Here is a 24,002-nt window from a genome sequence, read left to right on the forward strand (position 1 = left end):
TGCCCAGCCTGCGGGGCGACGAAGGGAACCAGGCGCGTGGAGAGCATGGAAGGGCCTCGTCCTCCACCCGCCGGTCCGTCAGGCAGTCGGCGATACGGCAGGCTGGGCAGCCTGCGCCACACAACAGACAAACTTCGGGACGGACGGCTAGACCGGGTTGGGCGATTGGGCGGCGCGGGAACACGGGTATTTGCGTCTCGGACCCCGATCGCTTAGGGCAACTCTCCGTCCTGTGCCAGGCAGCACGGTTCGAGACGCGCCGCACGAAGTTGAGAACCGTCCAGGCCCCGACGTGACCTTGGTGGCAATTAGCCGCGACCGGGGCGAGAGCCAACAGACCTTGAGTCGCAGCAAGATTGGAAAGGAAACATCGCCATGAACGGAATCCCTGACCTCCCCAATATGTCCCTGTCGCGCCGCGCCGCTTTGGGCTTGGGCGGAGCGGCCTTTGCCGCGCTTGCGGCCAGAGTCCCTGCGGCAGAGGAAACCAGGAAGGCGAACCCGTTGCCGCCGGAGTCCCCTCGGCCCAAAGACAAACTCCGCGTGGCCTCGTGCCAGTTCCCGGTGAGTGGCGACGTGACGGAGAATGCCCGGCAGATTCGGGAGTTCATGCGCCGGGGTGCGAAGGCGGGCGCGCACTTGTTGCACACGTCCGAAGCCAGCCTTTCCGGTTACGCGGGCGTGGATTTGCGGTCGTTCGCCGGCTACGATTGGGCGTTGCTCCGCAAGGAAACCTCCGTGCTCCGTGAGTTGGCGAAAGCGCTGAGTCTGTGGCTTGTCCTCGGCTCGGCCCATTACCTCGATGCGGAGACCAAGCCGACCAACTGCCTTTACTTGATCGGCCCCGACGGCCAAGTCGTGGATCGCTATGACAAATGCATGTGCACCGGCGGCGACCAGAAATGCTATTCCGCTGGCAACCATTTCGCGGTGCACGACATTCGCGGCGTCCGCGTGGGTCTGGCGATTTGCTACGACATCTGCTGGCCGCAAATCTACATGGCCTACCGGGAACGCGGGGTGACCCTGATGCTGCACTCGTTTCACAACGCCCGTGGCAAGGGCGCAAACTGCCTCGACGTGCTGAGCGTGCGCCAGGTCCCGACGCGCTGCGCGGATAATCGCCTGTGGGCCGTCGCGAACAATTCCTCGCAGCCCTATTCGCATTGGGGTTCGTTTGTGGCCCGGCCCGATGCCACGATTGCGCAGCAGTTGGCGATCAACGAACCCGGCCTCTTGGTGCACGACTTCCCGGATGGCCTTTCCCAAAACGGCTGGTATCACAACCCAAAGCCACTGCGCCTGCGCGACGACGAGCTCCTGACCTGGGGCGAACCCACCCGGCATCCGCGGCAATTGGATGCGCGTGCCGAACCGTGACCGGCGAGCGCCGAAGGCTGGGGCTTCATGCCGGCTTCACACCATCAGCAGAATCACCGATGTTCATGAAGACAACGCAGAGGGAGAGGGGCACAACTTAGATAATCTCCGAGATCCCCTTCCCCACATGACCATCGATTTGGAAACCACATGCGATGGCACTTCGGAACTATTTTCGAAACCCTTACGATCGCACTTCGGCCACTTCTATGATGTTAAGCAAGTGCGTTGTATCTATCTTCATTCGCGAGCCTTTTGTTTCAGGTTGTCATGAACGAATTCAATCTTTCAAACACCAGCCTCGTCAGTGAGATCACCTGACTCTCGTCGTCCCAGGTGTAGCTCATCCGTCCGTCTGACCTCATGTTGCCGTCGGTGCCGTCGGTGCAGGTCACGTTGAAGGGGAGATAGACGGTGTTGGTGACGCCGGCGGTCCGTCCCCGGGGCATCGGTCGCGCCCACGGTGAAGGTGCCCTCTCGGGTCACGCTGTCGGGTTGGTTTTTGCTGAAAAACGTCGAGGGCACGCGTCCATTATGGCTGGTCCGGGCCAGAACGCTCCCGGCGGCGTCATATCCGTAGTGCGATCGTTCCTGCGGACGCGTCGCCCGTTTTCGTCATGAACATCCCGCCGGAATAGAGCACCATTGGGACCCTGCTGGCGGCCGTGCATGAGCAGCCGGAAGCGGCCTGATCATTCGGCCTGTCCATCCCCGAGTCCATGCCTCGGCGGTCGTTGGGTTGTTCGGCTAGCTCACCGAAACAGAAACGATTTTTCCACCTCCGATCTCCGCCTCGTCTACCGCCAAGTGGGCTCGACGTAATCTCACCCAGCTCAAATGATCTGAGGCTCTCACTGGGTCAGCGAGGAGCAACACAAACAAGGACGCCATGCCGTTCAAGATCCGCTGATATTTTGCCAAAAAAATTTCCCGTCCCGTGATCTCTACTGTTTGCGGGACGAACGTTCTTCCGCTAGGCTCCATGGCCAATGAAGCCCGTTGCGTCACTCCGCCCGCTTGTCCCAAAACCAAGCCCTCCTCTCGGTCAGCCCGGCCCAGCAAGGGCTCACACCTCGCCATCATCACGTCCCTCGCGCCTCCAGTCTCTCTCCCGCCCAACTCGGCTCCCGACGATCGCATTCTGCGCTCTCATGGCCTCCATCGGTTTTCTTCCGGCCGCCGAGTCCGATCTACGCTTCAACCGGGACGTGAAACCCATTCTCGCCGAGAATTGCCTCAGTTGCCATGGACCCGATCCCGGGTCCCGCAAAGGAGGCATTCGACTCGATACGAAGGAGGGTCTTTTTGGAAAGAACAAGAAGGATCAAGCTGTGGTGGTTCCCGGCCATCCCGGCCAGAGCGAACTCTGGCGCCGCCTGGTCACCACGGACGAAGACGATCTCATGCCCCCAAAGGAGTCGCACAAAGTGCTCTCCGACTCCCAAAAGACGACGATCAAACGATGGATCGAACTCGGTGCCTCCTGGCAGCCCCATTGGGCCTTTGTTCCTCCCGAGCGGCCTCCCGTTCCCCCAACACAGCGCGCCGATTGGGTCCGCAATCCGATCGACGCGTTCATCTTGCATCGACTCGAACAACTCGGCCTCTCGCCCGCACCGCCCGCCGAACGTCGCGAACTGGCCCGCCGCGCCGCTCTCGATCTCACCGGACTTCCTCCCGATGCCAAGTTCGTGGAGGCATTGGTCCGAAGCAGAACCCACGACGCCTATCAGCGGTTCCTTGACTCGCTCTTTCGCTCTCCGCACTACGGCGAGCATCGCGCCCGCTATTGGCTGGATGCGGCCCGCTACGCCGACACGCACGGACTTCATTTCGACAATTATCGTGAAATGTGGCCCTACCGGGACTGGGTGATACGGGCTTTCAACGGCAACCTGCCGTTCGACCGTTTCACCATCCTCCAGCTCGCCGGGGACCTGCTTCCGGAAGCCGGCCAGGAAGAACTGATCGCCACCGGTTTTCACCGGTGCGCCCTCACCACCAACGAAGCGGGCTCCATCGAAGCCGAAATCCTCGCGCACTATGCCCGTGAACGCGTCGAAACCACGTCCGCCGTCTGGCTCGGCCTCACCGCCGGCTGCGCGTCGTGTCACGACCACAAGTTCGACCCCATTACCACGAAGGATTTTTACTCCATGGAGGCCTTTTTCCGGAACACCACGCAAGGAGGCTTCGATGGGAACATCAAGAACTCTTCCCCCAGCATCCCGGTCATTCCTGATCAGGCCAAACGGGATCGCTGGACCCGGCTGCAAGATCAGATCGGAGAAGCCCGGAAACAAGTCGAGGATGTTCGCCAGGACAAAAGCATTGAGAATGCCTTTGAATCGTGGCTCACCCATCGCAAGGCCGACACGCTCGAATCGGATCTCCATCGAAGCTTGATCGCTCGGATCCCCTTGCAAGGGGAACTTGCCGAAGGTGTCAAAGGCATGCGAGGTGGCAAACCCCTTCGCGCCACGACGACCGGAGAATTGGAAACCAGGAAGGACGGCAAATTCGGCCCCGCCTGGCATTGGAAGAAGGAAAGTCGGGTAGCCTTCAAAGAGTTGGGTGATTTCGGAACTCGCGACGAGTTCTCCATCAGCTTTTGGGCGTACTTTCCCTCCAGGTACTTCGAGGTCGCTCCCATCCTGGGCCGCATGGAGGCGGATGCCAGGTCGCGCGGATGGGAGATCGGTTTCGAGCAAGCCAAACTGACAGTCAAGCTCTCCCATGCCTGGCCTCACAACGCGGTCAAACTCCGCTCGAGTCAGCACGTGGCGAAGCTGGGCGTATGGCAGCATCTGTGCATGACTTACGACGGTTCAGGCCAGCCCGAAGGGGTCAGACTCTACCTCGACGGACGCCCCGTCGATCTGGAACTCCACAAGGCCCGCTCGTGGAACGGCCCCATCAAAACTTCCGCCCCGCTTCGGCTCGGCCACCGTTCGCCCGGACAATTTCTCGAAGGGGGTGCCATTCAGGATCTGCGGTTTTTCAGCCGTCCGCTGCTCTCGGCGGAAGTGATTTCCCTGGCCCGCGAGTTTTGGAAGAGCCTCCTCGAGAAACCGCTCAAAGAATGGAAGAGCGAAGAGAAAGGACCCGTGCTCGATTATTTCCTCGCCGTTCATCACGAACCTTTCCGAACCGCGCGGTCATCCCTTGCGGCCCTCGAAACCGAGCAACTCTCGTTCATCCTGAACTACCCGGTGACTCACGTGCAGAAAGAAAAAATGGATTCCGAACCGATGGCCCATGTTCTGTTCCGAGGCCAGTACGACAAACCTCGAGAAAAGGTCAAAGCCGCCACCTTTCAGGCGCTTCCCCCCATCCCTCAGGGCGCCCCGACGAATCGCCTCGGTTTAGCGCAGTGGCTGGTCAATGCCGGCAATCCTCTCACCGCCCGCGTCACCGTCAATCGCATGTGGCAGGAGGTTTTCGGAGTCGGGTTGATCCGCACGTCGGACGACTTCGGCATCATGGGCGAACGGCCTTCGCATCCCGAACTGCTCGACTGGCTTGCCGTGGAGTTTCGCGAGAGCGGCTGGAACGTGCGCCACCTCTACACGCTCATGATGACGTCGGCGACCTACCGTCAATCCGCCGCCTCCACACCCCAGAAAAATGAAAAGGATCCCGCCAATCGATTCCTGAGCCGGGGTCCCCGCTTCCGCATGGACGCCGAAATGATCCGCGACTACGCCCTCGCCACGAGCGGATTGTTGTCGCCCAGGATCGGAGGTGAAAGTGTCAAGCCGTACCAGCCTCCGGGAGTCTGGGAAGCGGTGGCCATGCCGGAAAGCAACACCCGCCTCTACCTCCACGATTCGGGGAGCGATCTTTATCGGCGCAGCCTCTACACCTTCTGGAAGCGCGCCGCGCCCCCGGCCAGCATGGACCTGCTCAACGCCCCCAGCCGCGAGGTCTGCACGGTTCGGCGCGAGCGCACCAACACTCCCTTGCAGGCGTTGGTCACCATGAACGACCCGCAATTCGTCGAAGCCGCCCGCCACCTGGCGGCCCGCGCGTTTCGCGCCTCTCGCGGACGCCGCGATCAGGCCATTCAATTCATCGCCCGCCAAGTGCTGCTCCGATCACTCGACGCCGGGGACCTCCGGCTGGCGGCGGAGACTTACGACATCGCGATCGCCCATTATCGCGCCCAAACGTCCGACGCCATGGCGTTATTGGAAGTGGGTGAAAGCCCGGGACCGGTTTCCACCAAGCGAGCCCCCGAACTCGCCGCCCTCGCCATCGTCGCCAACCAATTGTTGAACCTCGACGAAACGTTGAACAAGTAGCCCTGGAGGCCGAATGAACCCTTACGAACAATACCGTCATCACCTCACTCGCAGGCAATTCTTCGCCCGGGGTAAAAACGCCCTCGGTTATGCCGCGCTCACCAGCTTGCTCGGCGCCACCTCCGAACTCTGGGGAGAAGTCCAAGCCGGCAAACCATCCCTTCCCCATTACGTCTCCAAGGCCAAACGTGTCATCTACCTCCACATGGTCGGTGGGCCTTCCCAAATAGACTTGTTCGATTACAAGCCTGGACTGAAGGAATGGTATGACAAGGATCTGCCGGAATCCATCCGCCGCGGCCAGCGCCTCACGACGATGACATCGGGTCAGAAGCGCTTTCCCATCGCTCCCACCAAGTACGCTTTCCAACAGCACGGCCAGTGCGGGATGTGGGTCACCGAACTCCTTCCCCAAACCGCACGTTGCGTCGATGACATGGCCTTCATCCGGTCCATGCACACCGAAGCCATCAACCATGAGCCGGCCATTTGCCACATGCAGACCGGCAACATGGTCACCGGACGCCCCTGTCTCGGTTCCTGGGTGAGTTATGGCCTCGGCAGCATGAACAAGAATCTTCCGACCTTCGTCGTCCTCGTGGCCGAGCCTTCGAATAAAGAACAAATCCAAGCCATCTCCGCCCGGCTCTGGTCGAGCGGGTTCATCCCCGGGGAACATGCCGGCGTTTCCTTCCGCAGCCAGGGCGACCCCATTCTCTATATCAACAATCCGCCCGGAGTCCCGTCGGAACTCCGCCGCGCCCAACTGGACCGGCTCCGCCAGATGAACGAGCGCGTCTACCGCGAAGTCGGCGATCCCGAAACCCACACGCGCATCCAGCAATTCGAAATGGCCTTTCGCATGCAGGCCAGCGTGCCCGAACTCATGGGCGTCCAAGGCGAGCCCGCATCCACTTACAAACTCTATGGCGACGACGCCCGCAAACCGGGAACCTACGCCTACACCTGCCTCCTCGCCCGCCGCCTGGCGGAACGCGGCACCCGCTTCATCCAGGTTTACCACAACAACTGGGACCACCATTTCAACGTCAACGGCCGCATGCCCTCCCAATGCAAAGATGTCGATCAAGCCACCTACGCTCTCATCACCGACCTGAAGGAGCGCGGACTGCTCCAAGACACCCTGATCATCTGGGGAGGTGAATTCGGTCGCACCATCTACAGCCAGGGCGGCCTGAGCGAGACCAATTACGGACGCGATCATCATCCCCGCTGCTTCACCATGTGGCTGGCCGGCGGGGGCGTCAAGGGGGGTGCGATCTACGGTGAAACCGACGATTTTTCCTACAATATCGTCGAGAACCCCGTTCACGTGCGCGATCTCCATGCCACCATCCTCCACCTGCTCGGCATCGATCATCACCGCTTCACCTACAAACATCAGGGACTCGATCATCGCCTCACTGGAGTGGACGCCGAGCCCACCGTTGTAAAAGAACTCCTCGCCTGAACTCCTGGCATCGGCCACAATCCCGGCATGCCTGATAACACTCCGGGAACCCCTCTGCCTTGGTGGAAGGGGCTGAACCGATACCAGTGGTCTGTCTTCATCCTCGCCTCTTTGGGCTGGATGTTCGACTGCTTCGACCAGCAACTCTTCACCATGTCCCGCTCGATTACGATGCGGGAACTGATGGCAGGCCAGGACCTCAACGTCCAGAACGTCTATGGCGGTTACTCGACCACGGCGTTCATTCTCGGCTGGGCCACTGGAGGACTTGCCTTCGGCGTGCTCGGGGACGTTTGGGGCCGCGCCAAAACCATGGCGCTCACGATTCTCGTGTACGCGCTGTTCACCGGACTCAGCGCGATTTCGAAAAACTGGATCGACTTCAGCGTCTTCCGTTTCCTCACCGGTCTCGGTGTGGGCGGGCAATTCGCGGTCGGAGTCGCCTTGATCGCCGAGGTCATGCCCGATCGCTCCCGATCCGCCGCCCTGGGAAGCCTGCAAGCCCTCTCCGCGTTCGGGAATATTCTCGCCGGACTCATGATTCGCTACATGGATGAGCTCGGGGGCTGGCGAAACCTCTATTGGATCGGCGCCGCCCCGGCCATCCTTGCCTGCGTCAGCATTTTCACGCTGCACGAACCCGAAAAGTGGCTCGCCTGGCGGGACTCGATCAAAAAGTCAGGCGGCGCGGTCAAGACGGAAGGGCGCCTCGGAAAACTCTTCGGCCATCCCACGTGGAGGAAGCATGTGGCGGTCGGCCTCGGTTTGGCCATCGCCGGCGTGTTCGGACTCTGGGGGGTGGCCTTCTGGAGCGGGGAATTGATCGACTCCACGCTCCTGCCCATGCCCGCCAACACCAAGACATCGCTCCAACGAATCGTCGCCGTCTCGCAGCCTGCCGAGTATGCCGCCGCGGTCAAGGGGCTCGAACCCGCCCAGCAACGCGCTTACATCAATCTCTACAAATACACGATCCCCGCCGGCACCCGATTCGAGGCCGCCCGCGCCGCAGATTTCGTCTCGGCGAATCCCCCGAGCCCATCGCAACGGGATAAGATGTCGCGCCTCCTCGAAAAATCCCTGGATTCCAAGGACGAAAAAACACTCAAGAGCAACGCGTTCATTCTCCAGCAGGTGGGAGGGTTCACCGGCATCCTGGTTCTGAGCGCGGTGGCCAGCCGTTGGGGCCGCCGCATCGCGCTGGGGCTCGCCATGATCTGCGGATGGGCGGGAGCGGTCTTCGTTTTCACGACCTTCAGCGACAAGACGCAAGTCTGGTTCCTCTGGCCGCTGCTCGGATTCTGCACGCTCATGCCCTTCGGCGGGTTCGCCATCTATTTCCCCGAACTGTTTCCCACCAGCCTCCGCAGCACCGGAGTCAGTTTCTGCTATAACGTCGGGCGCTACGTGACCGCGTTCGGCCCCATCCTGCTTCCGAAGCTGGCCACGGAATTGCACGGCAAGTTCGAACTCTCCGGCTTCCGCTGCGCCGCGCTCATCTTGACGTGCGCCTACGCCCTCGGTTTGATCGTGCTCTACTGGGCGCCCGAAACCAAGGGCAAGCCGCTCCCTGAAGAATCGTCCGCGACCTGACTTTTCCCGCCCGCTCACCGTCCCATCCACCCCCGCATTATGAAAATCAACCGACGCAAATTCGTTCAACGATCCGCGTTCACAGTCGCCGCTTTTTCCATCGTCCCCCGCCACGTGCTCGGCGGCGCCCGGTTCATCCCCCCAAGCGAAAAAGTCAACGTCGCCCTCGTCGGAGCCGGTGGCCAAGGCCGGGTCAACCTCCAGGCGCTGCTCCGCATGGACGACGTTCAAGTGATTGCCGTCGCCGATCCAGCCGAGTCGTTCAGCCTCGAATCATTCTATTACAAGGGCCAGGGCGGACGCTTGCCCACGCAGGCCCTCATCGAGAAGCACTACGCCGCCAAAACACCCCATTATCGATGCGCCGCCTACGAGGATTTTCGCGAAATGCTTCAAAAGGAAAAAGCGATCGACGCCGTCCTCTGTGCCACACCCGACCATTTGCACGCCACCATCAGCGTGGCCGCCATGAAGGCCGGCAAACATGTCTATTGCGAGAAACCCCTGACCCATAACGTCTGGGAGGCACGTGAAGTCGCGCGGATCGCCAAAGAAACCGGTGTCGCCACCCAGATGGGCAACATCGGCCACTCCGAGGAAGGCATGCGCCAAACGTGCGAATGGATCCAGGCCGGCGCCATCGGTCCCGTCCGTGAAGTTCACGCCTGGGTGAGCGCCACCCGCTGGAACAAAGACCTCACCGGCCTGCCTCCCGGCTCCCCCCCCGTTCCCAAAGGCCTTCATTGGGACCTGTGGCTCGGACCACGCAACCCGCGCCCGTTTCACCCCGCCTACTTCCCTGTGCAGTGGCGCGACTTTTGGGCCTTCGGCGGCGGAGCCATCGGGGACTTCGTCTGCCATGACCTCGACGGACCCTGCTGGGCGCTCGACTTGCAAGATCCCACCCTCATTGACGCACGGCCCGCGGGCAACATGGACGAAGAAATCTCACCCCACGGTGAACTCTGCTACTACCACTTTGGCGCTCGCGGCCAGCGAGGCCCCCTCAAAGTGACCTGGTATGATGGCGGCTTGCGTCCGCCTGTCCCTGACGGCTGGCCCGAGGACGAAAACTTTCCTTCCCGCGGTTCCTACTACGTCGGTGAAAAAGGAGTCCTGATCAGCCCGGGACTCGGCGGAAGGCCCCGTCTCCTCCCCGAAAGCAAACACGAAGGATACACACCTCCGCCAAAATCCATCGCCCGTTCGAAAGGACACCACCGCGACTGGATCGACGCCTGCAAAGGAGGTCCTCCGGCGAGCAGCCATTTCGAATATGGTGCCAGGTTGACCGAAATCCTCATGTTAGGAATTCTTTCCCTCCGCACCCGCTCCCGCATTCATTGGGATCCGGTTGCCTTGAAAGCAAAGGGGCTTGCCGCCGCTGATCCTATCATCCGCGAACCCTATCGTCCGGGTTGGGGTTGGAGTTGATCTCGGAGCCTGTTTGGAAATTCGGCGCGGTCCTGCGGCGAGAGATTTTGGTGGCGGCCAAGGCGACGAGGCCGGAGCATCCCCGCAGCGGGCTGCGCCGTCCGAGCCAACGCAGGCCGTCGGCAAAAGATCCGCCGCCCGAAGAGTTTTCGCGGAGAAGGCCCCCCTGGCTTCGTTGCTTCTCGGCAACAGGACCACGCCGAATTTCCACACAGGCTCTGAACAAAAAACCTACCCGGCCCCTCGCTGGCCGCCCAAGAGGGATTCATAGACCGAGGCGGTCTGCTGCGCGCACTCCGCCCATGTGTGCCGCAGCACGGACTGTCTCGCCGCGGCTCCCATCTTGCGAGCGAACCCGGGATCTCGCAAACGTTGGAGGCAGTTCGACCATTCTTCCCCGGCACCGATGGCCGCCAGCATGCCGGTCTGCCCGGATTCAATCCATTCCGCCGCCCCGATGGTGGGATTCGTAACCACCGGCAGCCCACACGCCATGGCCTCCCCCACGACCAATCCAAAAGGATCGTAAGGAGAGGGATAGAGAAACACATCGGCGGCATGATAGGCCGCGACCGGTTGCGCCTGGAATCCACCAAACACCAGTCTTTCCGCAACACCGAGCCGCCGGGCCTGCACTCGAAACTCTCCGGGATCCGACCGGCTGGCCACCAACAATCGGGCCTTGGGAAAGCGCGCAAGTTGCCCCACCGCCTCCCTCAAGCCCTTCGCGGCTTCCCCCACGAACAACCAAACCCAATCTCCATCCGTCAACCCGAACCGGGCCCTCGCCGCGTCCCGTTCCCCCGGCTCCGCTGGTCGAAACATTTCCCCATCGACCCCGTGGTAAACCAGCGTCGCCGGACGGTCCCATCCGTAACACTCGCGCAGATCCCGTTCGAATCGCTTAGAAATCGCGATCAACTGCCGCGCCCGTGGCCTCTGATAGAACCGCCGCTCCAAGGGCGTCACCATGCGCGGAAAAACCGAGGATCGCCACGAGCACGGGGGCATCGCCTTCGATTTGGCCGCAAGACACATGTGCCCCGTAATCACATCCGCGCTCCATGAACTCAGCCCTTGTGCATGAATCAAAGCGCCTTGCAATGACCGCAAAACCCTTTCCGCCGGACGGAGGAATGTCACCACGGTGCTCAACGCCGATCGCCTCCAGGCCCGAACCGGATGCCGCCTGACCTGCTCGGGCGCCCGCGCTCACAAAGGTCGAAAAAATCCGCACCCCCGCCTTGCCCTCCTTCGTTTGGTAATAGACGCCGGCATAGCGCTTGGCGAAATACTCATCCTCCAGGCTCTTCCTCTGAATCTCCTCCGGCGACTGCGTCATCCCATACGCTGCCGTCACCACGCCCAGCAGAATGAACAACCGAAAATAGCCCTTCACCTGATCCACTCCCCGCGTCAAATGGTAACCCAGCACGAACATCAACGACGGAAAGCACCAAGCCCGCAACGAGGCCAGCTTGACCACCCAGGGAAGATTCGAAGGAACAAAAAACCACGCCAAAGCGATCCCGTAAAAAACCAGGGCCGCTCTGGTCACGGCGCAATTCGGGAAAAAGCTCCGCCGGCCCTGCCTCAAAAAACACAGCAAAAGCGACAACATCAGCAGGGCATCGAAGACAAATGTCGTGGCCGGATGCCGGAATTTCAGCTTGATCCAGCCATGAAAGAAACCCACCACCACCGCCGCCACCACGATCAAATTGAGCCAGGCATCTCGAGCCAGCACCTCCCGAATCCGACCCCACCAGCCCACCGCGGTGCCTTCTCCCGCAACAGGATCGCCCGACGCCCGCGGCCTCAAACTTCCATGCTGTGATTTCCCCCTCACCGTGTCCTCGGTCAACCCAAAGCATCAACGTTCATCGTCCAGATGCCTCCACTCACTTTCCCAAACGGTTCCCGCCATTAGCATGCTCCCGCAAGATGGCCAAAAGTCGCTCGCAAACTCCAGCCGGATCACACAACGCACGCGCATGCGCGCGCCCCCGCTCCACGTCCTCCACTGTCTTTCCGCCCCCCACCGCTCGGCCAATCGCTTCCCGCCACAGCCTGGCGCGATAAGGATCCACCAACTCCCCATAGCCTCCCCCCAAGATTTCCTTCGCCCCCCCCAAATCCGACGCCACGATCTTCAGACCCGCCCCCAGCGCCTCCACCAACACCAACCCAAAAGTCTCCGCCTCCTGGCACGGATGCACGTAAACATCCGCGGCGTGCATCACCGCCCCCATGTCCTCGCGATGACCCAACACACGCACCCGGTCCGCCAGTCCCAATGTCACCGCCAGCGCCTCCACACTCCACCGCCACTTTCTCTCCTCCCGCGATCCCGCTCCCCCGGCAATCCAGTATTGCCATTCCTCCCCGTCCAAAGGCTCCTGAGCCATGGCCTCCAAGATGCGATCGTGTCCCTTCGACCGCGCCCATCGCCCAGCCTGAACCACCACACGCGCCCCCTCCCCCACCCCCAGTTCCCCACGCACTCGACGCCGGTCCGCCCACGCGTCCTCCGGATCAGACAACTCCGACGCCGGATGCAACACCCGCTTCGGGATGGTTCCGAACCATCCCGCTTCCTCCAAACGGCCCATCGAACAAACGCTGTTGCACAACACCAATCCCGGACGGCTCCGCCCAGCCCAACGATCCATCCACCGCCTTTCCGACACAAAATCATGCAGCCAGAAAACAAGCGGGGCGGGCCCTCGCTCGAGCATCGATCCAAAGTGGCAAAGCGCCCAATTGCTGTGGACCATCACCACGTCGGGGCGGGAGGCCCTTAACACTTCCCCCAGAACACGACGTCCCCAAAAACGAGTCCACGGCCATCGAGTCCGCACCGCCGACAAACGCCGCACCTCCACGCCTCGATCCCGCAGCATCGACGCGAACTGACCCTCAAAACAGACCGCAAATTCATGGCTCAAACCCGTCTTGCCCGCGTCCCGTGAAGCCAGAGTCAAAAGATGCCGCTCGATCCCCCCGAAGAGATTCCCGGATGTCACATGGAGCACCTTCACGACCTGCCTCCCCGGCTCACCTCCCCAAACACTTCCTCCAAAACGCGCACATGGGATTCCCATCCAAATCGATCCGCGCCCGCCAAGGCCTGCACGGACCACGACCGCAATCTCGCTCGATTCTGCAACGCCATTTCCAACGCATCGGCCAGTCGGTTGGCCGGGTCGGTTCCGGCATGCACCAGCCATCCATTCTCGTCATGACGCAACCATTCCGAAATCCCTCCCCGATCGAACGCCACGCTCGGCACCGCGTAAAAGGCCGCCTCCGGACCCACCATGCCGAAAGGCTCCGGCCATAAGCTCGGCACCACCATCAAGTGCGCCTTCCCCAGCATCTCGGCCTTGGCCTCCTCCCCCAACCAGCCTGTAAACCGAATCGAAAGGTGCCGGTGCCGGGATTGAATGCCCGACGCAAGACTTTCCCATGCCCCACGCGCGCTTCCATCCCCGGCCATGGTCAAGACCAACTCCTCGCCCTGCCGCTCCGCGATCCGATCCACCGCGCGCAACAACACGTCGCCACCCTTGGGAAGTTCCATTCGCCCCATGAATACAAGCCTCCACGGCGGCTAGTAATCCCGGTCCCCGCGACCCTGGACCTTCGCCTCCGGCCCAGCCGGAAAGGGCACGCGGCGAATCGGCACCCCTAACCCATATCGGGAGTACTCCCGCTCCAAATGAGCGCTGTGTGTCAGCAAGACACGCGCTCGGCGCAAGGTCTCCTGACGGTAACGCTGTTCACGGTAGAGCCGCCAGAGGGTCAGGGGATTCAACCCGCCGCAACGGCGAGGAAAATACTGAACCAAGCAACCCGGGCCAAACGGACGAGAACAAGGCTCGATCACCGGCCATCGGTGAGTCTTCGCACCGTCCACACACGCACCCGTGTACTGATGCAAAAACCACACGGTCTTCGCCCCAGCTGCCTCCCGATCCAAAGTCGCCCGCCGAAACCCGTGGGCGTAGATCAACTCGGGTTTCCACGAGCCTAGAAATGTCGCGACTTCCCCCCGGTGTTTCAACGGACCGTGCCACTCCACCCCCTTCCCCGCCACCCTTGCCCGGCTGCCTTCCGCCTCATCATTCTCGAACAAAAATGCGATCTCGGCCCCCCGCTCCCTCAGCCTCGGCACCAAGCCCGCCAGATAACGTTCCACCCCCCCGGCCATCCGCGGCGTCCAATTCGTTATCGCGATGCGCATCCCCGCGAGATCAGCTCAACCCCCTTCTCGAACCCGTTCTCCCCTCAACCCGAAGCATCCCGCTCGAACGAGTGCCTCCGCCGGGTCATGAATCCACTGGGTCATCACGCCTTCATTCAAGGTGCGGATCGCCGCGCAACGCAACGAAGAAACATCACCCTTGGAACGGCAGTTGAACGTGGTGAAGATTTGCAAAAGCCTGGATGAGAGAGGCATGACGAAGAACCAGAGGTGCATTCGGAGGTTGTCGGTGACCGGGTTGTCGTGGTCACGCAGACAGCCCCGTCTGGACAGACCCCTTCGGGATGCACGGAAGAACAAGGCCTCTCCTTGATGGATCTGGTGCGTGATTCGGAATGGGGTGATCGTCACGACCTTGCGAAGATTCCGGAAGGGCAATGGCCGTTTCAAGCATCATGCCCCAGGCAGCCCCACGCAAAAAAGCGTGGCAAGAAGTCCCCGCCTTACTACCCTCCCGCCCATGGATCCTTTGCTGAAACTCCTCGCCACCGACGCCTCGCTCAACCGCGCCCAGATCGCCGCCGCACTGCAAATGGACGAATCGACGGTGGAATCCAAAATGCGCGGATACCAAGAGGACGAAATCATCCTCGGCTACCATGCCATCCTCAACGAAGAGAAACTCGGCCTGGACCTCGTGCGCGCCGTCATCGAGGTCAAGATCACCCCCGAGCGCGAAGGCGGCTTCGACAAACTCGCCGAACGCATCGCGCGCTACAGCGAGGTCCGCTCCTGCGCCCTCATGTCCGGCGGCTACGACCTCCTCGTCGTGGTGGAAGGCGCCAACCTGCGGGAAGTAGCCAGTTTTGTCTCAGAAAAACTTGCCACCCTCCAAGGCGTTCTCTCCACCGCCACCCACTTCATGCTCAAACCCTACAAGGAACAAGGGGTCCTGATGAAAGCGGAACGGGTCGAGGAGCGCCTAGCCGTGGCTCCCTAACCTCCCGGAATTCCCACTTTACACTCGGGAACCCGAAAAGGCATGCTCCGCCGGTGTTTTCAGTGACCCTTCAGGCCGGGCGCAACCAACCCGCACCCAGCGCCTCCCCAACAAGTTCATTCGCCCCTCCGCTTCGACTTTCCGAAGCGGTTGAAAAGTCCCAACGTTACCTCCTCCGCGAGCAAAAACCCGAGGGTTATTGGGTCGGCGAGTTGATTGTCGATAGCACCCTCGTCGCCGATAAACTGGCCTACCACCATTGGGCCGGCGATACCGATCCCGAATGGCAGCGCAAAGCCGTCAACCACATCTTCGCCATGCAGCTCCCGGACGGGGGCTGGAACATCTATTACGGCGGCCCGGCGGAGGTCAATGCCACCATCAAGGCCTACCTCGCCCTCAAGCTCGCCGGCGTTCCGGTCACCGATCCGCGCATGCTCCGCGCCCGCGAAATGGCCAAGAACCTGGGCGGTGTTCCCCGCATGAACACCTTCTCCAAACTCTACCTCGCGCTGCTCGGCCTCTACCCTTGGAAATACGTCCCCACGATCCCCTGCGAAGTCATTCTCATCGGGAAATGGTTCTACGTGAATTTCAACGAGATGAGCAACTGGAGCCGGTCGATGCTCGTCCCGCTCGCCATCATCAACCATTTCAAACCCACCCGCCCGCTCAATCCCACCGTCACGCTCGACGAACTCTACCCCGAGGGCTACCACGAGCGCGACCTCGCCCTCGCCAGGGACCCCGAACTCTTCACCTGGCGCAATTTCTTCCTTGGCCTGGATCGGCTCCATAAATTCGCCGAGTGGTTCGCTCAAAATAAAATTCATCCCTTCCGGCGCCGCGCCTTGAAACGTGCCGAGGCCTGGATGCTCGAACGCTTCGAAGGCTCCGACGGACTGGCGGCCATCTTCCCCGCCATGCTCAATGCCCTCATCGCCCTCAAAGCACTGGGCTACCCCGACGACCATCCCCAAGTCCGACGGGCCGAGCGCGAACTCAAAAAACTCGAGCACGAAACCGCCCAGAGCGTCCGCATCGAACCGTGTTTCAGCCCCGTCTGGGACTCCGCCATCGTCGCCATCTGCCTCCGCGAATCCGGCGTGCCCGCCGATCATCCCGCCATGAAGAAAGCGGGTGAATGGCTCATGACCAAGGAAATTCGCTTCCGCGGCGACTGGCACTACAAGAACCCCACCCCCGTCGAACCCAGCGGATGGGTGTTCGAATACGAGAACAAATGGAATCCGGACGTGGATGACACCGCCATGGTGTTGCTCGCGCTCCGCCAAATCCCCACCGGCAACCCCGCGGCCCGCAACGAATGCTTCCAGCGCGGGCTCAACTGGATGATGACCTTCCAGTGCAAAGACGGAGGCTGGGCCGCCTTCGACAAGGATTGCACCAAGAGCATCCTCGAGAAGGTCCCCTTCGCCGATCACAACGCCATGCTCGACCCGGAATGCGCCGACATCACCGCGCGCATCCTGGAATTGCTCGGTTACGAAAAATTCGACAACCGAAATCCCCAAATCCAACGAGCGCTCCAATACCTGCGCGCTCAACAAGAGCCCGACGGGTCCTGGTACGGACGCTGGGGCGTCAATTACGTTTACGGAACCTGGCAGGTTCTGCGCGGACTCCGCGCGCTCAATCACCCGATGAACGAGCCGTGGCTTCACCAAGCCCGCGGCTGGCTCGAAAGCGTGCAAAACGAGGACGGCGGGTGGGGCGAACGCTGCAACACCTACGACGATCCCGTTTTCAAAGGCAAAGGCCCTTCGACCCCCTCGCAAACGGCCTGGGCCGTCATGGGCTTGTGCGCGTTCGACGATCCGTCCAACCCCAACCTCATTCGCGGCGTTCAATACCTCATCGACAATCAGAATCCCGATGGATCCTGGTCCGAACTCGAAACCACCGGCACCGGATTCCCGCGTGTGTTCTACTTGAAGTACGACATGTACCGGAATAGCTGGCCCCTGCTGGCCCTCGCAACCTATCGCAAGCTGCTCGATGGCCAGGCGGCACAAGTCGGCGATCCCCGCCGGACGGTTCAGAGTTGATGGACGGCATCCTGGTGACGTTTGCGCTCCCTGAAGAAGCGGCTCCCTTCCGCCAGTCCTGGCGCGCCACCGCAATCCCCAGCAGGGTCGAAATCCTCGTCGGAGGCATGGGCACGGCCCAGACCACCCGGCGAGTCCTCCGTCACATCCAGGCCACCCGCCCCGCTCTGACGCTGACCTGCGGCTTCGCCGGTGGACTGCACCCCTCGCTTCGCCCCGGCGACGTGCTTTTCCACGCCGATCCCAACGAATCTGCCGCGCCTCGCCTGCAACAATGCGGCGCCCGTCCCGCCCGCTTCCACCACGTCGAATCCATCGTGGCCACCGCCCAGGCCAAAGCCCATCTGCACGCTCAGACCGGCGCGGACGCCATCGACATGGAATCCAAACTGATTCGCGATGAATGCGCCCGCCTCGGCCTTCGATCTCTCACCCTGCGCGTCGTCTCAGATACGGCCGGCGAGGACTTGCCGGTGGATTTCAATCGTTGGACCCGTCCCGACCAGACTCTGAATCCATGGGCCATCGCGCGCGACCTGCTTGCTCGTCCCGCCCTGGTGCCCGAACTGATCCGATTGCGACGCAAACTCAACCACTGCGCCCACCGCCTCTCCAACACTCTCCTCGAATTCCTGGCCGGAGAATCATCGCCGCCCAGTCGGCAGGGCGAAAACGAAAACACAGCGACATGCTCGCCGGAGTGAGCCTGGAAATGCGGAAGGAATGTCGCCCCGAAGCCATCTCAACACTCGTGGGCTTCACCCCGCCGGGGCACGATGACCTTGGCATGGGGCTTCATTTTCTCCAGCGCCTCCGCCAAGGCCAGCGATTGCTCCTCCTCCCCGTGCACCACGAAAATCTTGCGGAGCGGCCCCGAGATCCGGCGCACATGATCCAGCAACTCGCTCCGATCCGCGTGACCCGACAAATAATCCACCAGGAGCACCCTCGCCTTCACCTCGTGCGGCTCCCCGAAAATGTTGACCGGACTCTTCCCGGAAAGAATCTGGTGCCCCAGGGTGTGCTCGGCACAATAACCAATGAATAGAATCAGGTTCTCGGGATTCCCGATGTGATTCGCCAAATGATGCCGGACCCGCCCGGCTTCCGCCATGCCTGAGGCCGAAATGATGATCGCCGGCCCTTGCAAGGTGTTGAGTTTCTTCGACTGCTCCACGTCGCGAATGTAGGTCAGATTGCCCATTTCAAACGGACTCGCCACGTCCCTCAAAAACTTGTAAGTTTCCTCGTTAAAACACTCCGGATGCAACCGGTGCACTTCCGTGGCGTTCACACTCAGCGGGCTATCCACAAAAATCGGGGCGTCCGGAAGCTTGTTTTCCCTCGAGAACTGGTTCAGCGCATACACAAATTGCTGCGTCCGACCCACCGAAAATGCGGGGACGATCACCTTGCCCCCGCGCTCCAAAGTCTGCAACGCCGTCCGCAACATCTCCGCCGCGGTGTCCTTCGATTGATGCTCGCGTCCACCATAAGTCGATTCGATCTGCAGGTAATCGACATTTTCCACCGGCTGCGGGTCGCGCAGGATCAAATCCCTGCCCCGGCCAATGTCGCCCGTGAACAAATAACGCGACCGCTGGCTTGAGGAGGGGTCGCGCAAATCCAACACCACCTGCGCCGAGCCCAGAATATGACCCGCGTCCCGGAACGTCACCGTGACCCCGTTCGCCACTCGAACCGGACGATCATAGCCGACCGCCACAAATTGACGGATCGCCATCTCGGCGTCGGTGGAAGTGTAAAGCGGCTCGACCGGAGGTTGTCCGCGCTTGGCCCTTTGCTTGGACACAAACTCGGCGTCGGAACGCTGAATGTTCGCTGAATCCTCCAGCATGATGCTCGCCAAACTCCGCGTCGCAAAAGTGCAGTAAATGCTTCCCGTGAATCCCTGTTTCGTCAGATTCGGAAGATTGCCGCAGTGGTCCAAATGAGCATGGCTGAGGACGACCGCATCCAGACTCGATGGCGCAAAAGGAAAACAACAATTGCGCTGAATCGACTCCTCCCGCCGGCCCTGATACAGGCCGCACTCCAATAAAATCTTTTGACCGAACACTTCCAACAAATACATCGAGCCCGTGGTGGTGCGAGTGGCCCCCAGGAAATGCACTTTCATGCGCGCCATTGTGTTCCCGATGGCTCGAATGTCGAGGCTGACCGTTCAAAAAACCTGTGACTTTGCGGTCTGCTTCACTCAGTATTTGCTGTGCGGGCCACCAAGCTCCACTGCGGCCGCCCAAGTCTCATGGAATCTCCTCTCCTTTCAACGGCGCGGCCTTTCCGGCTCTGCCTCCCTCGCCTTCTCCGGACCCTGCGCGACGCCCTTGCCCTATCCTCGCTGATGCTGCTCGCTTCGCTCGTTGCCACCGTGGACGCCCACAGCCAAACGGCGCCAGCCGGCGGCATCCTTCGGGAAGTTTATTAAGGCATTCCAGGTTCCACACTGTTCGAACTCACAAACGCCCCCGGCTTCCCAAGCCAGCCGTCCTCGACCAACATCATCCGCGACTTCTTCGAGGCGCCCTCGGATTTTGACGATCAATATGGCCAGCGCCTCCGCGGATTCCTTCTCCCCCCCATCACCGGCGAGTACGTCTTCGACATCGCCAGCGACGACCAGTCCACCCACTGTCCCGGGACCGCCGGGAAACCTTCGTCGAAATCCACAACCCGGGCGAAACCCCTGTCGTCCTCAGCGATTGGCGGCTCGAAGGAGGCATTGAATTCAACTTCCCCCGCGGCCTCACCCTGGCTCCCCGCAGCTACCTCGTTGTGGCCAAGGACGCCGCCCACCTCTCCACGCTCTTTACCAATCTTCATTCCACCAACCTCATCGGAAATTTCACCGGCAATCTGTCTCTCAACAACGACCGCATCTCCCTCAGCATGCCCGAATGGATTGTCGGGACGAACAACGCGGGAGGACCCGTTACCCATCTCGTCCACGTCCCCGTCGAAACCGTCGAATACCACGGCGGCGGTCGATGGGACGAAGCCGCCGACGGCGGCGGAGCCAGTTTGGAAAGATTGGACGTCCGCTCCGATCCCGCAGAGCCGTCCCATTGGGCCGCCAGCGACGAGAGATTCAGAGCACCTTGGACCACCATCTCCACGACAGGAGTTCTGGACCATACCAGCACCGCGTTCCAAGCGGATCATGTCCAAGTCCTCCTCATGGGCGCGGGCGAATGTCTTGTCGACAATATCGAAGTCCTTTCGGGCGACGACTCCAATCTCGTGGTGAACGGAGACTTCGAATCGGGGCTCACCCGGTGGACCTTGCGAGGCACCCACGCCGCTTCCCGGGTGAGCTCCGAAGGATTCAAGAGCTCACGCAGCCTGCAACTCGTCGCCTCCGCGCGGGGTGATACCGGACCCAACCAGGCCATGGTTCCCCTCCGCTCGACCATTCCCCGCGGCGCCACCGCCACGATTCGTGCCCAGGTCCGGTGGCTCCGTGGCAACCCGGAAATCCTGTTCCGTTTGCACGGGAACGGGCTCGAAGCCGCCGGGCGAATGAAGGTTCCTCCCGGTGCCGGCACACCAGGCAGCGCGAACACCCGGACCCTCGAAAACCTTGGCCCCGCGATCAGCCAGGTCACCCACCATCCCGCCCTCCCTGCCGCCGGCGAAGCCATCCGGATTTCCGCTCTGATCACCGATCCCGACCGGGTTCAATCCGCGCGACTTCTCTACCGCCTCGACCCCTCCATTACCGTTCCCTCAACCAATCTCGTCGATAACGGCACGCTCGGGGATGAAGTTGCCGGCGACGGAATTCATTCCGTCACCCTCCCTGGACAAGCCGCCGGTGTCGTCCTCGCCTTCTCGATCGAAGCCTCGGATTCCGCCTTCGCAGCCGGACGATCCGTTTTCCCCTCGGACGCTCCCCTCCGGGAATGCCTCGTCATGTTTGGAGGACAACGCCCTCCAGGCGGCTTGGGCAATTACCATCTCTGGATCACTCAAGCGACCGAGGATCGCTGGATCGACCGCGGGCCCGGCAGCAACGATTCCTTTGACGCCACGTTCGTCGATGGAAACGGACGCATCGTTTACAACATCCGCACGCTCTACAGCGGAAGCCCTTTCCATTGGCGAGCCTACAACGGCCCGCTTGGCAACAACTGCAATTACCTGCTCCAGTTTCCCAAGGATGACCTCTTTCTGGGCGCTCGCGATTTCGTCCTGAATCCTCCCTCCAATCTCGGCAACGACAACACCGCCCAGCGCGAACAAACCTTCTATTGGATCGCCAGCCAACTCGAACAACCCGTCACCCACCGACGTCAACACCGGTTCTATCTGAACGGATTCCAGCGCGGCAACCCCGCCAGCGGGTTCCTCTTCGAAGACGCCCAGCAGCCCAACGGCGACTTCGTCGAAACTTGGTTCCCATCCGACCCGGACGGCGAACTCTACAAGATTGAGGACTGGTTCGAATATGACAATGCCGCCCTCGGATTCAGCAATGTGGACGCCTCTCTCCAAGACTTCCTGACCTCGGGAGAATCCAAGAAATTGGCGCGTTACCGATGGACCTGGCGGAAACGCTCGCTCCAAAATGACGAATCGGCTCACGACTATTCTCAACTCTTCGCGCTGGTGGACGCGGTCAACGAGCCGATCGCGGCCGCTTACACGGATCGTGTAAACCAACTCGTTGATGTCGAGCAATGGATGACCGCCATCGCGCTTCGCCACGCCGTCGGTGATTGGGACGCCTACGGATACCGTCGTGGCAAGAACATGTATGCTTACAAGCCCGAACAAGGCCGATGGAGACTCCTCCACTGGGATATCGCCTTCGGAATCGGCCAGGGTGACGGTCCCACCACCGACCTCTTCTCAACCATCGAGCCCGTCGTCCGGCGCATGTTCCAGCACCCGCCTTTCCGAAAACTCTACCTCCAGGCCTTCCAACGCATCGTGGACGGCCCTTTCAATCCCGCCAATCTTGACCCCGTCATCGACGCCCGCCACGCCGCTCTCATTGGAGCCGGACTGCCCATCGCCAATCCCAATGCCATCCGATCCTTCATCCGTTCCCGACGTAATTTCATCTCACAAACGTTATCCTCCAACCAGGCCCCGTTCCAACTCACCTCCATCCCTGAATCGTCCACGACCAACCGCAGCTTCATCGAAATCACAGGCACCGCCCCCCTTCAAGTCAAAGAAATCCTTGTCAATGGTGTCTCCCATCCTGCCCGCTGGTCCTCCGTCAACCACTGGACCATCCTCACCGCACTCCAGCCAGGGACGAATGGATTGCAGTTCTCAACCTTGAACCTGGACGGCCTTCCGGATCCCACCAACAAGATCTCCATCACCATCCACTACCTGGCCTCCTCCGAAACCTCGCCTCCCACTCCGGTCATCAGCGAAATCCAATTGGGACAACTCCGCAGCCGGAGGCGAGTTTCTTGAAATCTTCAATCCCTCGTTCAGCCAGGCCTATGACCTTTCGGGCTGGAAGATCTTGGGCGCCGGAGTGGAATTCCCGGCCAGCACCATCCTCAAACCCTTGGGCTTTCTCGTGATTCCCAGGGACCCCGAGGCCCTCCGTAACGCCTTCGGCCAAGACCTCCCCATCGCCTCGCGCTTGGAAAGCCGGCTCGACGGATCAGGGGCCGTGCTTCGACTTGTTCGACCCGGGGCGGCTCCCGGTTCACCAGACTTGGTTGATGCAGTGAGATACGAATCGAACGATCCATGGCCGATCCCCAGCGTTCCGGGCGCTTCTCTCCAGCGTCTGAGCCATGAAACACCCGGCATCGGATTGCTCCCCCTCGCCTGGGGCGCCGTAAATGCACAAGCGGGCCCTGGCGATGACTGGAAGTATGTGTCGGTTTCAGGACGCCCCACCGGCTCCACTCTCTTGATTCAACTCGCCGAACTGGGAGAGGTTCTCCTCGACGAGTTCAACCTCGTCGAAGGCCCCATCCCGGGAGCGAATCCCAATCTCCTCGCCAATCCCGGCTTCGAATCCACCGGCATCTGGCAATTCGACCTAGCCTACGCGTCGAGTCTCGTCGTGGGGACGGATGCCCTCGAAGGCCGCAACGCGCTCCGCCTCTCGGCCACCGCCGCTCCGTCTTCATCCCAGGCCGTCCGCCAGTCGCTGAGGAGCCCCCTCCAATCAGGACAACTCTACACATTGAGCTTTTGGTACAAGCCGCTGCGAGGGGGGAGGCCAATTGACAGTCGGTTTCGCCAACAACTCTTTCTCCACCTCCGTCGCACTCTCCCAAGCCACCCTTCCCCTCGCCACGCCCGGAGCCCCCAACAACCTCAATCCCGCAACCGGCAAACTGGAAATTGTCGAGACTCGGTTGGATCCAGCCGGCCTCTCCATGACCTTCACTTCGTCGGCCGGAATGACTTACTTTCTTGAGGCGGCAGACCAATTGCAAGGAGCCCACTGGAGAGTGATCGGGCCTCTTGCCACCGCATCCTCCAACCGCACAACCGTCCGCGACACCCAACCCCCGCGCTCCGGCATGCGCTTCTACCGCGT

At 61.3% G+C, this 24,002-nt stretch carries 18 protein-coding genes; 11 read left to right on the forward strand and 7 right to left on the reverse strand.

What is annotated here, in order from left to right; translation table 11 throughout:
- Positions 1-375 precede the first annotated feature (375 nt).
- Positions 376-1,380 (forward strand): carbon-nitrogen hydrolase family protein, encoded by a 1,005-nt coding sequence (locus FJ404_11405; GenBank protein MBM3823473.1) that lies wholly within the window; start codon positions 376-378, stop codon positions 1,378-1,380.
- A 260-nt stretch (positions 1,381-1,640) separates the two neighbouring features.
- Here FJ404_11405 and FJ404_11410 read toward each other — a convergent pair whose 3' ends face one another.
- Positions 1,641-1,829: a hypothetical protein gene (locus FJ404_11410; protein MBM3823474.1), complete on the reverse strand. Its 189-nt coding sequence runs from the start codon at positions 1,827-1,829 to the stop codon at positions 1,641-1,643.
- Positions 1,830-2,531: 702 nt separating this feature from the next.
- Between FJ404_11410 and FJ404_11415 the strand changes: the two genes are divergently transcribed.
- The 4 genes from FJ404_11415 to FJ404_11430 are packed head-to-tail and all read left to right on the forward strand — an operon-like array spanning position 2,532 to position 10,182.
- Positions 2,532-5,684 (forward strand): DUF1553 domain-containing protein, encoded by a 3,153-nt coding sequence (locus FJ404_11415; GenBank protein MBM3823475.1) that lies wholly within the window; start codon positions 2,532-2,534, stop codon positions 5,682-5,684.
- 13 nt (positions 5,685-5,697) lie between these two features.
- Positions 5,698-7,155: a DUF1501 domain-containing protein gene (locus FJ404_11420; GenBank protein MBM3823476.1), complete on the forward strand. Its 1,458-nt coding sequence runs from the start codon at positions 5,698-5,700 to the stop codon at positions 7,153-7,155.
- 27 nt (positions 7,156-7,182) lie between these two features.
- Positions 7,183-8,748: an MFS transporter gene (locus tag FJ404_11425; GenBank protein ID MBM3823477.1), complete on the forward strand. Its 1,566-nt coding sequence runs from the start codon at positions 7,183-7,185 to the stop codon at positions 8,746-8,748.
- 39 nt (positions 8,749-8,787) lie between these two features.
- Positions 8,788-10,182, forward strand: a complete 1,395-nt coding sequence (locus FJ404_11430; GenBank protein MBM3823478.1) for a Gfo/Idh/MocA family oxidoreductase — start codon at positions 8,788-8,790, stop codon at positions 10,180-10,182.
- 231 nt (positions 10,183-10,413) lie between these two features.
- Here the strand turns inward: FJ404_11430 and FJ404_11435 are convergent, their stop codons facing one another.
- From FJ404_11435 to FJ404_11455, 5 genes are all read right to left on the reverse strand, one after another.
- Entirely contained in the window at positions 10,414-11,220 is an 807-nt protein-coding gene (locus FJ404_11435; protein MBM3823479.1) for a glycosyltransferase family 4 protein, read from the reverse strand.
- Between the two features lie 863 nt (positions 11,221-12,083).
- Complete coding sequence (locus tag FJ404_11440; GenBank protein MBM3823480.1) at positions 12,084-13,412, reverse strand: glycosyltransferase family 4 protein; 1,329 nt, start codon at positions 13,410-13,412, stop codon at positions 12,084-12,086.
- Positions 13,220-13,774: a glycosyltransferase gene (locus tag FJ404_11445; protein ID MBM3823481.1), complete on the reverse strand. Its 555-nt coding sequence runs from the start codon at positions 13,772-13,774 to the stop codon at positions 13,220-13,222. Before FJ404_11445 ends, FJ404_11440 begins: the two co-directional genes overlap by 193 nt.
- Before the next feature lie 21 nt (positions 13,775-13,795).
- Positions 13,796-14,428, reverse strand: a complete 633-nt coding sequence (locus FJ404_11450) for a glycosyltransferase family 4 protein (GenBank protein ID MBM3823482.1) — start codon at positions 14,426-14,428, stop codon at positions 13,796-13,798.
- 15 nt (positions 14,429-14,443) lie between these two features.
- Positions 14,444-14,644 (reverse strand): hypothetical protein, encoded by a 201-nt coding sequence (locus FJ404_11455; protein MBM3823483.1) that lies wholly within the window; start codon positions 14,642-14,644, stop codon positions 14,444-14,446.
- A 265-nt stretch (positions 14,645-14,909) separates the two neighbouring features.
- On the opposite strand from FJ404_11455, the gene FJ404_11460 reads away from it, so the two are divergent.
- The 3 genes from FJ404_11460 (at position 14,910) to FJ404_11470 (ending at position 18,162) form a co-directional block, all read left to right on the forward strand.
- Positions 14,910-15,389, forward strand: a complete 480-nt coding sequence (locus FJ404_11460; protein MBM3823484.1) for an Lrp/AsnC family transcriptional regulator — start codon at positions 14,910-14,912, stop codon at positions 15,387-15,389.
- Between the two features lie 62 nt (positions 15,390-15,451).
- Complete coding sequence (gene shc / locus FJ404_11465) at positions 15,452-17,458, forward strand: squalene--hopene cyclase (GenBank protein MBM3823485.1); 2,007 nt, start codon at positions 15,452-15,454, stop codon at positions 17,456-17,458.
- 14 nt (positions 17,459-17,472) lie between these two features.
- Entirely contained in the window at positions 17,473-18,162 is a 690-nt protein-coding gene (locus FJ404_11470) for a hypothetical protein (GenBank protein ID MBM3823486.1), read from the forward strand.
- A 38-nt stretch (positions 18,163-18,200) separates the two neighbouring features.
- On the opposite strand, the gene FJ404_11475 is transcribed toward FJ404_11470, so the two are convergent.
- Positions 18,201-19,553 (reverse strand): MBL fold metallo-hydrolase, encoded by a 1,353-nt coding sequence (locus FJ404_11475; GenBank protein ID MBM3823487.1) that lies wholly within the window; start codon positions 19,551-19,553, stop codon positions 18,201-18,203.
- A 174-nt stretch (positions 19,554-19,727) separates the two neighbouring features.
- Between FJ404_11475 and FJ404_11480 the strand changes: the two genes are divergently transcribed.
- The 3 genes from FJ404_11480 (at position 19,728) to FJ404_11490 (ending at position 23,879) form a co-directional block, all read left to right on the forward strand.
- A complete protein-coding gene (locus tag FJ404_11480; protein ID MBM3823488.1) occupies positions 19,728-19,907 on the forward strand; it encodes a hypothetical protein in 180 nt (59 codons plus the stop codon).
- Between the two features lie 347 nt (positions 19,908-20,254).
- A complete protein-coding gene (locus FJ404_11485) occupies positions 20,255-22,912 on the forward strand; it encodes a hypothetical protein (protein MBM3823489.1) in 2,658 nt (885 codons plus the stop codon).
- Positions 22,791-23,879 (forward strand): hypothetical protein, encoded by a 1,089-nt coding sequence (locus FJ404_11490; protein MBM3823490.1) that lies wholly within the window; start codon positions 22,791-22,793, stop codon positions 23,877-23,879. Before FJ404_11485 ends, FJ404_11490 begins: the two co-directional genes overlap by 122 nt.
- The last annotated feature ends 123 nt before the right edge of the window (positions 23,880-24,002 follow it).

This window comes from Verrucomicrobiota bacterium (assembly GCA_016871495.1).
In the GTDB taxonomy this organism is placed as follows: domain Bacteria; phylum Verrucomicrobiota; class Verrucomicrobiia; order Limisphaerales; family VHDF01; genus VHDF01.

Excerpts from the sequence above, each read along its gene's own strand:
- FJ404_11405 (MBM3823473.1), top strand. The coding sequence starts at position 376 with ATGAACGGAATCCCTGACCTCCCCAATATGTCCCTGTCGCGCCGCGCC.
- FJ404_11410 (MBM3823474.1), bottom strand. The coding sequence starts at position 1,829 with ATGCCCCGGGGACGGACCGCCGGCGTCACCAACACCGTCTATCTCCCC.
- FJ404_11415 (MBM3823475.1), top strand. The coding sequence starts at position 2,532 with ATGGCCTCCATCGGTTTTCTTCCGGCCGCCGAGTCCGATCTACGCTTC.
- FJ404_11420 (MBM3823476.1), top strand. The coding sequence starts at position 5,698 with ATGAACCCTTACGAACAATACCGTCATCACCTCACTCGCAGGCAATTC.
- FJ404_11425 (MBM3823477.1), top strand. The coding sequence starts at position 7,183 with ATGCCTGATAACACTCCGGGAACCCCTCTGCCTTGGTGGAAGGGGCTG.
- FJ404_11430 (MBM3823478.1), top strand. The coding sequence starts at position 8,788 with ATGAAAATCAACCGACGCAAATTCGTTCAACGATCCGCGTTCACAGTC.
- FJ404_11435 (MBM3823479.1), bottom strand. The coding sequence starts at position 11,220 with ATGTGTCTTGCGGCCAAATCGAAGGCGATGCCCCCGTGCTCGTGGCGA.
- FJ404_11440 (MBM3823480.1), bottom strand. The coding sequence starts at position 13,412 with ATGGCTGGTGCATGCCGGAACCGACCCGGCCAACCGACTGGCCGATGC.
- FJ404_11445 (MBM3823481.1), bottom strand. The coding sequence starts at position 13,774 with ATGGGGCGAATGGAACTTCCCAAGGGTGGCGACGTGTTGTTGCGCGCG.
- FJ404_11450 (MBM3823482.1), bottom strand. The coding sequence starts at position 14,428 with ATGCGCATCGCGATAACGAATTGGACGCCGCGGATGGCCGGGGGGGTG.
- FJ404_11455 (MBM3823483.1), bottom strand. The coding sequence starts at position 14,644 with ATGCCTCTCTCATCCAGGCTTTTGCAAATCTTCACCACGTTCAACTGC.
- FJ404_11460 (MBM3823484.1), top strand. The coding sequence starts at position 14,910 with ATGGATCCTTTGCTGAAACTCCTCGCCACCGACGCCTCGCTCAACCGC.
- FJ404_11475 (MBM3823487.1), bottom strand. The coding sequence starts at position 19,553 with ATGTATTTGTTGGAAGTGTTCGGTCAAAAGATTTTATTGGAGTGCGGC.
- FJ404_11480 (MBM3823488.1), top strand. The coding sequence starts at position 19,728 with ATGGAATCTCCTCTCCTTTCAACGGCGCGGCCTTTCCGGCTCTGCCTC.